At 63.6% G+C, this 12,962-nt stretch carries 8 protein-coding genes; 5 read left to right on the forward strand and 3 right to left on the reverse strand.

Translation table 11 applies throughout. The features are described 5' to 3' along the window. Window positions 1-6: 6 nt before the first annotated feature. Genes BISU_RS02000 through BISU_RS02010 form a run of 3 tightly spaced genes read right to left on the reverse strand, consistent with a single transcriptional unit; the run spans window position 7 to window position 5,002 of the window. Entirely contained in the window at window positions 7-1,545 is a 1,539-nt protein-coding gene (locus tag BISU_RS02000; protein WP_024462881.1) for a DUF5719 family protein, read from the reverse strand. Continuing rightward, window positions 1,542-4,664, reverse strand: coding sequence for a glycosyltransferase family 2 protein (locus BISU_RS02005; protein ID WP_024462880.1), 3,123 nt, complete (start codon window positions 4,662-4,664; stop codon window positions 1,542-1,544). The genes BISU_RS02000 and BISU_RS02005 overlap by 4 nt, the downstream gene beginning before the upstream one ends. Before the next feature lie 32 nt (window positions 4,665-4,696). Beyond that, entirely contained in the window at window positions 4,697-5,002 is a 306-nt protein-coding gene (locus BISU_RS02010) for a WhiB family transcriptional regulator (protein ID WP_024462879.1), read from the reverse strand. A 328-nt stretch (window positions 5,003-5,330) separates the two neighbouring features. Between BISU_RS02010 and BISU_RS02015 the strand changes: the two genes are divergently transcribed. The 5 genes from BISU_RS02015 (at window position 5,331) to BISU_RS02035 (ending at window position 12,823) form a co-directional block, all read left to right on the forward strand. Continuing rightward, window positions 5,331-6,764: an LCP family protein gene (locus BISU_RS02015; protein WP_051245935.1), complete on the forward strand. Its 1,434-nt coding sequence runs from the start codon at window positions 5,331-5,333 to the stop codon at window positions 6,762-6,764. 343 nt (window positions 6,765-7,107) lie between these two features. Further along, window positions 7,108-8,412 (forward strand): LCP family protein, encoded by a 1,305-nt coding sequence (locus tag BISU_RS13075; RefSeq protein ID WP_428829333.1) that lies wholly within the window; start codon window positions 7,108-7,110, stop codon window positions 8,410-8,412. A gap of 300 nt (window positions 8,413-8,712) precedes the next feature. Then, the gene (locus BISU_RS02025; protein ID WP_081672604.1) at window positions 8,713-10,629 is read left to right on the forward strand and encodes an FtsK/SpoIIIE domain-containing protein; all 1,917 of its coding nucleotides are present in this window, start codon (window positions 8,713-8,715) and stop codon (window positions 10,627-10,629) included. A 145-nt stretch (window positions 10,630-10,774) separates the two neighbouring features. Continuing rightward, window positions 10,775-11,053: a WhiB family transcriptional regulator gene (locus BISU_RS02030; RefSeq protein ID WP_024462875.1), complete on the forward strand. Its 279-nt coding sequence runs from the start codon at window positions 10,775-10,777 to the stop codon at window positions 11,051-11,053. A 372-nt stretch (window positions 11,054-11,425) separates the two neighbouring features. Further along, the gene (locus BISU_RS02035; RefSeq protein ID WP_024462874.1) at window positions 11,426-12,823 is read left to right on the forward strand and encodes a hypothetical protein; all 1,398 of its coding nucleotides are present in this window, start codon (window positions 11,426-11,428) and stop codon (window positions 12,821-12,823) included. Window positions 12,824-12,962: the final 139 nt, after the last annotated feature.

A 12,962-nucleotide genomic window follows, 5' to 3' on the forward strand; every position in this document is an offset into this window, starting at 1 on the left:
GCCCCGTCAGCGTACGGTGAGCAGATTCGGAACGGCGCGAACGCGCGCATGCCGAGGTTCGAGCGGTTGCGGACCCAGCCACGCCACGTCGGGAAGATCGGCATTGCGCACATCATCCTGCGAAAGCCTGACGCCCCATTGCAGGCCCGCGTTGTCGTCGAGCACGAACAGCCGGGCATTGTCGCCGTAATCCTTGGAGCCCAGCCGCGCCACGCCGTGCGCATCGATCTTCAGGGCATTGTCGCCCACATGCCGGCCATCGGCGTCGTACGCGGTCAGCGTGGCCTTGCGCAGTCCATCGGAGGGATTGCCGACGATGATGTCGCCGCCAACCTTGTCGGGCAGCACGATAGCCGAGGAGGCAGCGGCGGGAACGGCGTTCACCAGCGCGAAATCCTCGCTGTCGTCATGTCCGGAGCCGGTGATTTTCGCCGCGACCTGCAGCGCCGTATCCGAGGAGATCAACAGCGCGGAAGCACCCTTGGGCGCCTTTCCCAAGTCGATCGTGGAAACCTTGCCCGCAGTCAACTGGGCGGTGCGCGGCTTGCCGCGTCCCGAGCCGCCCATCCATGAGGCCTCAAACGTCGCATTCTCCTTGCTGAAGGCGAGCAACGCGACCGAATCCCCCGCACTGATGCCATCCAGCGTCGTCGTCTTCGTCGAGGAGCCCAGCGGCATGGCGAAATCCGAGCCCTTGGAGGTCAGCCCGTCCATATGCACGACACGCACCACTGCGGCGATCGGCGCTTCCTGGCTCGACACCGTGACGAACAGCGCATCCTGATCGGGAGCGCCCGCAGCCAGATCGAGAGTCGACTGGCCGTAGGCTGCGACATTGAGCGTTCTGCCGGTCGACAGCGTCATGGTCCCGGTTTGCTTGGATCCCCAGACGTCGACGCGCAGCGAAGTCGCCTTGGCCGAGGGGTTGGCCACGACCAGCTGCTGCGTGGTGCCCGTGGCGGTATCAGGCAGCAGGAACGACTGCTTGAGACCTGTGGGCACGCAGGATGCAGCGGACATGCCTTTAAGATCCCCCTTCGTCGCCCATGCGGCGATTGCGGCCGCGCTGCCGGTGCCCGACTGCGCCTGCAACAGCCGCGTGTCCACGAGCCGAGCGCCGTGGTCCGCATCCCCTGCGGCGACCTTCACATCCGCCTGGCCCTGAGCGTCGGCGTCTTCAAGCGACGTCTCATCGCCCCCATCGGCGTTCAGCGGCCCGACGCTCGACTGGTAGACCGCGCCGAACGCCGCGTAGCGCGCAGCGGAAGCGATGTTGCCCTGCGAGACGTGGTATTCGCTGTCGCCATATGTGGCATCGTCCGACAGCGCCATGCGCGCCGGACAGTACGAGGTGACCTGCCGCTGCGACACGTTATAGCCGCGCGATGATGCGGCCACGCCCGTGGAGTCCGTCCATTGCGGCGCAAGCTGGAACACGCTCAGCGCCGCGAACAGCGCAACCAGCAGCACTGTGGTGATCACGGCAAGTATGACGCGGCGAACCCGCCCGGCTCCGCGCGAAATGCGTCGAGGTGCTTCGCTCATGATTCCTCCCTGACCTCCCTGAGACGCCTGTCCGGCCGCGGCACGGCGACCAGGCAGTACAGCGCCAGCAGCAGACCGGCGCTCCATAGCCAGGCGCGTCGCCACACACTGCCTTCGATCGTCTGCTGCCGTGTCATATCAATGCCTTGGGATTGCGGTCCGAGCGCAGTGAGTCGGTAGTAGGCCCCTGAGGCATTGGACACCACGGCCTGCACGCCGTCAGAAGCGGTGATATGGGTGATAAGCGCCTCGCTCAGGCGGCTCTGGCTGCCGCCTTCGCCTGTGGCGACATAGATGCCGCCGAAGCCGAGCCGTCCGATGCGCGCGATTGCATCGCTGTCCATGTCGGCCAGCAGTCTCGCGCTCATTTCGCAAAGCGTTTCATCGTCGCCGTTGCTCACCCCTGAGACGACCTGCGTGCGCTGCGCTGCCGAGGAGTCGATGAGATCGCCTCGGCCGGTGCGTGCAACGCTGTACGACACGCTCGCCGCTGAGTCGACGTGCAATGCGAGGATGCGATGCCCCTCGCCTTTGCTCAGGTAATCGACGGCGACCGCTGGAAGACCCCCGTTGCTCACCGCCACCTGATGCGCGTTCGAGCTCGTCACGCCCAATCCAAGCCATAGCGCCGAGCCGAGGGCGAGCAGCCCGACAAGCACGGCGCGCCCCACGCGTATGGGCAACGCGATGGCCGACGCACTGCCAACAGCAGCCCGGCTGCTCGCCGCCGCCTGCGGCAGGAGTTCATAATGCTTGACGGCTCCCCCGGCCACCTGGCAGGCGCAGCACAGCACAGCGAACAGCGCCAATACGAATCCCGGCGTCACCGAACCCGCCACGGGACCATCGGCGTCCACCGCGACGACGACCCGCGACGAGACCAGTCCCAAAGCGATGCCGAAGACTGCGACCACCCACATCATGCGCGAGACGCGCAGCGCGAACGGCAGAAACAGCGCGACGACCGCCAGCGCCACCAGCACAGCCAGCACGATGAGACCGGCTACGCCCAGCCAAGTCTCCCAGCCTCGCATGGTTTCACCGGCCAGCGACACGCCAAAAGCCGAAGATGCCATATCGGCAAAATCCATCGCCCGCGGATGCCCGTTCGCCGCAGAGGATGGCAGCATGATATCGCCGAACAGCTGACGCCAGAAGCCCTGTCGGATATATCGCGCCGCATTGACCAGCGTCGGCGCGACCACGAAAGCGGCGGGCAGCGGAATAAGCAGCAGCATGGAGCGATGCCTCGGCATGAGCACGAGAAACACGAGGAATGCCAGGATCAGCGCCAGCAGCAGCTGCGGCTCGGCTGCCACCACGGGAATGAAGCACAGCGCGGAGCATGCGGCGGCTTGTGCCGAGGAATGCGGTTTCACCGGCTCTTCAGTGCGGTACACGCCCACGGCCCGGAAGACGAAGGCGAAGGCCGCAGGCAGGAACATCATCACCGTCAGCATCGCCAGATCGGCGCTGCCGTAGAATCCCAAAGCCAGCGCAGCCGCGAACCACAGCAGTCCGGAGACCACTCGGACCGCGTCGGAACGCGTGAAGACTCCCGCCAAGGCCCAGAATGACAACGCGCTTATCGGAGCGGAGGCAAAGAACAGCAAGGAAAGCGCCGGCGCGGCATGGCCCAGCGTCGCCAGCGAAGTCAGCAGCCAGACCAGCAGCCATGGCGCGGGAGGCGCGGGCACCCCGGTCGAAGCGCCGAACACCCATGGCGTCGTGGCGGACTGGACGAGCTGAAGGAATCCGGCCTGCGTAGGCACGAGATGCGGCGAATACAGCGACCCGCCGGATACCGCTGCACGTAGCACATCCCAGTACAGCACGGCGATCAGCGCGAAAGCGGCGAATGCCATCGCCCCCGCCGCGCCGAATCGCGCCAGCGCACGCCGCCGCAGATGATTCTTGGCCAACGAGCTGAGCAGCACGGTGCGCCGCTGGCTTTCCAGCGCCTCGCGTCGCTGCCGCCACTGCGCCAGCTGATGGCGGTCGGCCGTCAGCGTCGGCAGCCTCTTCAGCGTCGTGGCGCTCTGGCGCCTCACTCTGCCCCGCGCCTTGAAAGCCGCCGGCATATCGGCAAGCGCATACCACGGCAGCCGCAGCGCACACCATGCCTCATAGGGTCTTTTGCCGAAAAGATGGCGGACGGCCAGGCCCAGCACTCGAATCAGGCTCCACAGCCATAGCAGCGGCCACCAGGCGCGGTGCACATCCGTGTAAAGGTAGCGCTGATCGGCGCGCAGCACCGACATGGCGGTGTTCTGCGGGTAGCGCTCGTCAACGGGCTTGCCCTCCTGCGTGCGAATCCCTTCGAAGCGCACCCTCCGATGGGCGATGCGCGCGGAAGGAACCACCACGACGCGCGAACCTCCAAGACAGATGCGCCGGGAGAAATCAGCGGATTCGCCGTAGGTGCCGAACCACGGATCCACGCCATTGAGCATGTGCATCGTCCGCATCGGCACCAGGGCTCCAGCAAGGGAAACCGCGAAGACGTCCTGTCTGCCGTCGTACTGCTCCTGATCCGGCTCACCGTCCACAACGAGGCTTTCGACGCGATGCCTGCCGGCATAGGCGCCTACGTCGTGCAGATTTTCGGCCTGCCAGTCCAGCTGTTTGGCCCCGAGCAAGGCCGCCGTTGGCGCGTTGCGCCATGTTTCAAGCAGATTCTCTAGGCAGTGCGCGTCGGCTGGGCGTGAATCGTCGTGCAGCATCCACACGCCGCGCAGACTATTGCCCAGATGGGCATAGTCCAGGGCCTTGGACACCGCGTCGCCGAATGAGGAGGCATCGTCGACCCCGACCAGCCGCACGCTGACCGTTTTCGCCTCCGGCACTTGGCTGGCCAGCCCTGCGGGCGTGGGAATAACCTCGAATTGCGACTGCATGGGCTCCTTCACCCGATCCGCGCAGTCGGCGACGACGATGACCTGGGGCAGTATGCTTTGGGTCAGCACCGCGCCCATTGTGGCCTCGAAAAAGCGCATATCCTGCTCGACGGCGATGACTGCCGCCACGCCGGGCTCCACATCCTGGCGATGCGAATAGGGACGAGCCGCGATGACCCGAGCCAACACCTGTTGGATATCGACGTTGCCTGTTGCGTTCATACGTCCAGTGTACGCAGGCTTGCGATCGCGCTTCAGGCCCGCCTCCTGCGTTCTTTCTTGTAGCGTCGGCGCTCCCGCTCGCTCATGCCGCCCCATATGCCAAACCGTTCGTCGTGCTCAAGCGCCCATTGGAGACATTGCTCGCGCACTTCGCATTGCTCGCAGACGCGCTTGGCATCCCGTGTGGAACCGCCTTTTTCGGGGAAGAAGGCCTCAGGGTCCGTTTGCGAGCACAGCGCCCGATGCTGCCATGACAGATCCTCGTCCGGGCGGAACAATCCCCATAGCGCGCCCTTGGTCTGCGGTCCCTCCTCGGAATCATCGATGACACCCCACATGTCGTATCCTGCCTACGCTTGAATTCATGTCAGTTGTGCTAAATTACACACGTGCGACTTGGGCCTTGTCAAGTCTTATGCGTGTCAATACAGCGTTTTCACAGACTTTGTGATAATGAGCTCTAGCAATAATCGGCGCTCGTCTGTCGGTCTGCCCGCGTTGCAGCTGTCGCGCGTACATGGATTCGCCGCACAACCTCCGCAACCGCTGCTCATTCAGGCGCGGATTTCGTAAACGTATGGCCTTGGAAGCACGCGTTCTCAGTTTTTTTCAAGCTAGTGACATAGAATCTAGGGGTTCAAGTACTCACAGGCTCTCGGCTGGAACATGCACAACGCATATGCCGGACGGCAGGAAGGCAACAGCGTGACTTCTCATCGCAGCGATGACCGACTCCCCGATCTGCATGGCTGGCGCGATACGCGTCCACGTCACAGCCCCGGATATCGCGTGCGGCGCACGGCGCTCAGCATGGCGGCCACCGTGATCGTGACGGCTCTGGTGTTTCTCACGGCGGCCATCGCCCCAGCTGTCATCGACCTTGGCCACCAGTACAACGTGATACCGGTGCTCCCCCAGCCCAGCGGGAAGTCCGCCGAACCGATCGATCCGAATGCGGGCAAACCGATATCCTTCCTTCTGCTTGGCCAGGACACGCGCGACGGATCAGGCAATGAGGCCTTGAGCGGCGGCACCGCAGCCGACGCGGGCAGCCACAACGCCGACACTTCGATGGTGGTGCAGATCAGCGCGGATCGCTCCTACATCAATCTGGTTTCAATTCCGCGCGACTCGTTGGTGGATGTCCCCAGCTGCCAGACTCCAAAAGGCACGATTCCAGCGCAGTATGGCGTGATGTTCAATTCCATCTTCTCCACCGCTTGGGATGCGGGCGACGGGCTCCCGTCCGCGGCCAGCTGCACGCTCAACGCGGTCAACGCGCTCACCGGACTGGATCTGCAGCAGTTCGTCATCGTCGATTTCCAAGGACTGAAGGACATGATCGATGCGGTCGGCGGCGTTGACGTGTGCGTGCCGGTCGATACGCAAGATTCCTTCACCGAATTGGATCTGAAAAAGGGCCTGCAGCACCTCGACGGCCTGCACGCCACAATGTATGCCCGCATGCGGCACGGCACGGGGACCGACGGCACCGACGTCATGCGCACGACGCGGCAGCAGTATCTGGTCAAGCAGCTGATGAACGAGGCGCTGAGCAAAAATCTCTTCACGCAGACCGGCCAGCTCTATCAGCTGGCAAAAGCGGCGTTGGGTTCCCTGAACTTCAGCAGCGGGCTTGGCAGCATCTCCACATTGGTCGGCTTGGCAATCAGCCTGAGGAACTTGGATCCCTCGCATTTCTATGCACAGACCATCCCTGTCGCCGAGGCCCCCAGCGATCCCAACCGCAGGGTGTGGACCGCCGACGCCGACGCGGTGTGGGCCAAACTGCGCAACCATCAGCCCTTGACTCTGGCGGCTGCAAGCAGCAGCACCCCTTCGGCGACGCCAAGCGAATCGCCCAGCGCCACTGACGAGCAAACCACCGCGACGGACGGCACGACGCAAAGCCCGGCACCGACTCCGGATCCGAAGACCGGGCTGATCACCGAGTCGGACGGCACGCTGATCGATCCGAACACCGGCGGCATCGTCAACCCTGAAGACGGCACGATCACCGATCCGAATACCAGCGAATACCTCGGTATCGCGGACCGTTATCTCAACTCCACGGTATGTGCCGTTCCTGCGCAGAAGTGAGGCGAGACGCGCGAGAAGGTAAACCAGCCGAGTAGAAGTGGAACGGACTCGCGCATTGGAGGGGAATATGAGCCAGGAAACGGACGGAACGAACACGCCGGCTACACCGCCGAGCTTCGTTCCCGCTGCCACGCGCAAGCGCCGCTCGCCCCAGGATATGCCGCCAGCCAAGGAGCCCAGAGGCTCTCGGGAGTCGTCGGCATCGGTTCCCGAAGCAGGCGAGCCTGCGCGTTTCACTCCTCAGGCCAAGCGCCGGTCGTCCTCCTCGAAGCGTTCCGCTCAACAGGCTTCGCATTCCTCTCGACAGTCGTCACGGCAGACGCCGGATAAATCGTCGCAGCAGCTGCCGCATCAGACTTCGCCGCGTCATGACGACGCGCATGCGGCCCCGTCGGCGCCAAGTTTTCAGCCTGCACGCTCTTCGCGCACCGTGTCGCACGCTCCTTACCCACAGACTCCGCGCACGGCCCGACGTTCCGCAGGTTCTACGAGTCAAGCCGGATCGGCGGCTCAGCAAGCGTCATCGAGATCAGGGGCACGGCGCCCAGAGGCGCTGGATTCGGGATTGCGGGATGTCGGAGCACGCTCTTCGAGGCCCGGAAAGCATGGCGAAGCGCGCAATTCCACGCCATCGCCACATATCGCCGGAAGGTTGGGAAGCGTGGGTTCCGCACAGGCAGACGTGGTCCGCACACGGCCTCATCGCGGCCTTCGCCGACTGTTCATCGCCCTCGCGATAATCGTCGCCTTGCTGATTCTGGCGCTGTTCGGCACCTGGAACTGGGTCGACCGACAGCTCAACAAATCCGATTGGGTCACCAACCACGCCGACACGACAGGGGAGACCTGGCTGATCCTGGGATCCGACAAGCGCGACGGCACTACTGGCGATGACGGCACCGTGGGATTCCGCACCGATACCATCCTCGTGCTCACCAAGCCCAAATCCGGTCCCAGCTCGTTGATCTCCATCCCGCGCGATTCCCTCGTGAACGTCGGCGAGGACTACATGAAGATCAACGCGGTTGCGCAGGCCGCCGGCCAGAAGGCGCTGGTCTCGCAGGTCGAAGATATCACGGCCCAGCATGTCGACCATGTGGCGCTGATCCAATTCGGCGGACTCAAGGGAATCGTCGACGCTCTGGGCGGGGTGCGGCTGTGCTACGACCAGACGGTTAACGACGTGGACTCCGGGCTGAACTGGCAATCAGGCTGTCATGTTGCCGATGGGAGCACCGCGCTGGCATTCTCGCGCATGCGCTATTCGGATCCCCAGGGCGACTTCGGGCGGGCTTCGCGCCAGCGTCAGGTCATCGGGGCGATCATCAGCAAAGCGGCGAACCGCTCCACGCTCACCAATCTGGGCAAGCTGAACAAGGTCGCCACGGCAGCGCTCAAATCCATCACCGTAGACCAGAGTGCCAGCCCCTACACCTTGCTGCAGATGGCGCTGGCGTTCCGCTCGGCCACCGGCGCGAAAGGCATCAACGGAAGCGTGTACTGGAGCGATCCGGATTATTACGTCGACGGCGTCGGCTCTTCGGTGCTGCTCGACGACGCGAAGAACCATGCGCTGTTCAACGAACTCGCGCAGGGCACGCATGCGCCCGGCACTGTGGGCACATTGGCTGAAACGTTCCAGCAGTAGGCCTGGCCGCATCGGTGTCGGCGTGGCGCTGACTGGACGAAGGCATGAAGATCCGCGGTCAGGGGCATTCCCGCGTCTCCATACGGCTGATGCAGCGTGATATGCCCGCGGCATTCGCGGGCGAGACTTTTGCGGCAATAGCCCTTGGATGAGCCACATTTGCTTGCCGCAAGAATTCTTCATCGCCCTGACAAACCTCAAAAGGGCGAGATACAGCGCGACACGCCGACACCCCAAGCCTTCGACCACATCCCCCGGAACCGCTTGCGCCGCAGCTGCGCCTGCCTTCACACTGAAGACATGAACACACGCCGACATCAGGCTGGCCATCGGACAGCCCATCAGCGCCAACGGCATGGGCGCGAAAAGTCTTCCGGCATGCTCGTGCTGCGCTATGGCGCGCCGGCCCTCGCCCAAGCCATGATGGCAGCGGTGATGCTGGCAGAGCGCCGCTGGCTGTTCGCGCTGATGGTGCTGCCTGGTCTGGCGGCAACGCTGGTGGCGGTGCTGACCGTCATACGCACTAGGAAGATGGCGTCTGCAAAGACAAACGCTTCGGCGGTGCCGGCCGAAGATCGTGAGATGAAAACGCCTCGTGACGATATGCGCTCCTTAAGCTTGCGGACCTTGGAAGCACTGCTCGGCTTGGACGAGGATTCGTTGATATGGCGAAGCGTGGTCCGTCGCTGGCTGCAGCCGGGAAGTCTGCGGGTCCCGGTGGCCATGTCGGGCGAAGGCGTGCATGCTCTCGATCTCCGGCGACAGGGGCCGCACGCTTTAGTCGCGGGAACCACCGGATCAGGCAAATCGGTGCTGCTGCAAAGCTGGTGTCTGGCGATGGCCTTCGCCAACCCGCCGGAACGGCTGCATTTTGTCTTTCTGGATTTCAAAGGTGGTTCTGCATTCAATCGGCTCGAAGAGCTGCCGCATGCAGTCGGCAGCGTGTGCGATCTCGATCTGGGCCATGCCGCACGCGCGCTGCTAGCTGTCGAGCAGGAGCTCGAACGACGCGAGCGGCTGGTTGCCGAGCGACGTGCGGGCGATCTGCGAGCGCTGCACGATCGGCCTGCGGCGATGGTGATTGTCGTCGACGAATTCCACGCGCTGAGCAGCCAGCTTCCCGATTATGTCGACAGGCTCACGCGCATCGCTTCGCTGGGCCGCTCGCTTGACATGCACGTCATCGCCTGCACGCAGAACCCGATGGGGCAGGTCAGCGCCAATATGAAGGCCAATATGAGTCTGAACATATGTCTGCGCGTGCGCGACGGGGTTCAGTCCAGCGAATTGCTTGGAGACACCAGAGCCGCCACAATTCCCCCTGAGCTTCCCGGCGCGGCCTACTGCACGGATGGCGGCGAGCTGACCGCCATTCGCTGCGCCGCGCCGCGCAGCATCGAACGTCTTGTTCGAGCGATGCGGCTGGCTCATAGGTTTTGCGGTGGGAGTGCCGCTGCCGCGTTGTTCACCGCACCGCTGCCGCGCATGGTGCATGACATAGCCAAGCACCTAGGCCGCTCCCCCACGGCCTCGCGCTCAGCAGTGCCATTCGCGCTCGGCGACACCGGCGTGGCGCTCGACGCGGCGATGCTGCCCATCGGCTGCGGCAATATCGCCGTCATCGGCACGCAAGGCCGCGGCAAGACAACGCTGCTGCGAACGGTATACGAGCAGGCGCACGCTGTGGATGGGCTGGATGCCGTCTGGTTTAACGGGAATGCGGGCAGATCCGCCGGCGGAGCTTCTGCGCCTCCTGCGTCATCGCTCTCTGCGTCCTCGCCGTGCCGCGAGACGGCTGCATCATTAGAGACGACTACGACGGCTGGCTCAGCCGTCGGACGCCATTGCGCAGCCGACTCCCTCGAGCCCTCCCCTCAGCCCCATGCCGTCTGGCTGGTGGACGACGCCGACGCATGGCTTGAGCCTTTCTGCGCAGATCCCGTTGCGGGCGGATTCCAGTCAGCGCTGGCCGATTCCGCGATCACCGTGGTGTTCGCCATGCGCACCTCGCGGCATCTGCGCATACCCGAGCATTGCACGACCCGGATTGTGATGCCTACTGGCGAACGCGCCGTCGATCTCATGAACGGCATCCCGGCAGGCCTGCTTGCCTCCTTCGATGCCGGAGCTCTGGCAACGCCTGGCCGAGCCGTGTTCCTGCGTGACGGCAACGCGACACGCGTCCAATGTCTCAGCCCTCGGACGCGTGGTTCCTGAAACGCAGGCGACCAGGACAACCGGATAAGTTGAGCGAAAACCCTTGAAAATTCGATGCGTTCGTGGTTATCTAGTAGGGAACTCACAGCGATGACATCATGGCAGCACGTTCATGTGCCATGGTTTCAACAGGAAGGCGAATTTGATGAGCAGTGCTTTTGACTGGCGCGCGAAGGCGGCATGCCGCGACAAGGATCCGGAGCTGTTCTTCCCCGTGGGAAATACCGGGGCGGCGTACCAGCAGATCGAAGAGGCCAAGGCCGTGTGCCGGACCTGCAAGGTGATCGATGCCTGCCTGAAGTGCGCGTTGGACACCAATCAGGATTATGGCGTGTGGGGCGGGCTGAGCGAGGACGAGCGCCGCGCTTTGAAGCGTCGCGCCATGCGCGCCCGCCGTTCGCAGAACATGCAGATGCAGATCTGATTCCTTTGGCTTGTATAGCCTAGCCGCCGACTGCAAATCGGTTGGGATTGGGGGTTTCCGGGATTTCCCGGAAACCCCCAATTGCGTTGCATGCGCACATTGCCGCGTCACACCCGCACCCGGTGGGAGTCACGCATGGTGAACGGCCCTGAACGCAATTCCCGTATACAGGGCCGTAATAACGCGGGAAATGCGGCGTAGCACGTACGCGCATCCATGCCGAAAAACCTTTCAGATGAAAAGTTTTGGCTGGTTTGCGGCATTTGGTGCTTGTATGGGATGAGACATACGCGACTGCGCCGCTGAGCGCATAGGGCAGCGTATCGGGCACGACTGCTCCGGCAGCACAGGACTCTGGACGGGAGGTGGAGCATGGGGCGCATTCGCATCGGCGATGGCATACCAGAGCAGCTGGGATTGTACGGACTGCCGTCAGGCGAGTTCGTGTACCGGGTGAACTATGCGCGCCAGCACCCGTATGATTGGCGATTCGCGCGAAGCCGGCTGCTGCTGGGCCTGCCGCTATGTCTGGGCACGCTGCCGGTGGGCGGCTGGCATACCTGGTGGCCGCTGGCGGCGATGACGGGGACGGTGGCGTTCGCGCTGGTGGAGCTAGTGACGGAGATGGGCGACTGGTCGGCTCGGTGGCGCAGATTCCTGCGCATGGCCGGTTTGCGCTGGTGGTGGACGGCCCGAGATCTGCAGCTGCAGCACAATGTGCTGCTGAATGCAGGCGGCATCGTGGCCATGCTCTATATCGTGATTTTGTTCCCGACATGCATGATATGGGGCATTCTGCCATTGTTGGGCACAGGGTCATCGGTTGCTGCCGATTGGAGAGTGCTTGGCGTGTGGCTGGGAGTGACGCTCTACCAGATATCGCTGGCGCGCTCCTTCCTGTATGACACAGGTTTTTTGCAGCCGTCACGCAGTCGGATGTCCGAACGCTTCCGTATTTGGGTGCGCTGGCTCGCTGGACCGGCGCTCACGGGATGGCTGCTGGTGCAGCTTGCCGTGGGATTGCCCGGTGAGGCACGTCTTTTCACCGGTATGACGCCCGCGTTCTTACTGGTGGCGGGGCTGCCATTGCTGCTCATCGGCGAGGTTTCGTTGTTCAGCCGGCAGGTGATCGCCGAGGATCGGGAATACCGGCGCGCACAGGAAGAGCAGCGCAGCGAATTGGTTCGCCGTGCGCTCGACATCAGCGAACCCGTTCTCGCCGCCGCCATTCGCGAGCAAGGTGAAACGGACAGGGGCGTGGGAGGCCTGGATGTGCTTCCGTTCCTGCTCGGCACGCTTGCCTATGATCAGATCTCTCCTTCCGATCTGTCAGCTGAGGCGGTCGCCGAGGCGGTGCGTGCGCTGGCAGCCGGATATGGGGTCGACGCGCATGCGGATGTCACGTGCTCCGATGTCACTATGCCGGAATTGCGCACTATGCTGCGCGTGGTGGGGACCGTCCTCGCTGTCGGCTGCGCCAGGCAAATTGCGCATGAGACCGCACAGGCCAACGCAGCGTCGATGCTGACGGTCAGCATCGACGGCCAAGGCGAGCGGTCCCGGCAGCTGCAAATCACCGTGCATTGCACGGACAGTCGCGTGCGGCTGGAGCCTGGGTTGGATGCGGAGGCATTGCAGGCCAAACTGCTCGCCATGTATCCGGTGGTCGGACACAGACCCATGATCAGCGTCGAACGGCATGGAGACGGTGCGGCCGGATCGAGAGTGCTCGGCGTTTGCGTATCCTTCGGTCAGCAGGCCCGGCAGTAAAGGCTCGAGGGCCCATCCTGCTCCGATTCGATGCCGCTTCGATGATGCGAATCACCTTGTGACTGCATGCGTATCACGGCAGCGCGTGTACGACATAGCGACAGTGTCTAAGCGAGGTATCATCCCATTGAGAAGAATC

This window comes from Bifidobacterium subtile, from assembly GCF_000741775.1.
GTDB lineage: Bacteria > Actinomycetota > Actinomycetes > Actinomycetales > Bifidobacteriaceae > Bifidobacterium > Bifidobacterium subtile.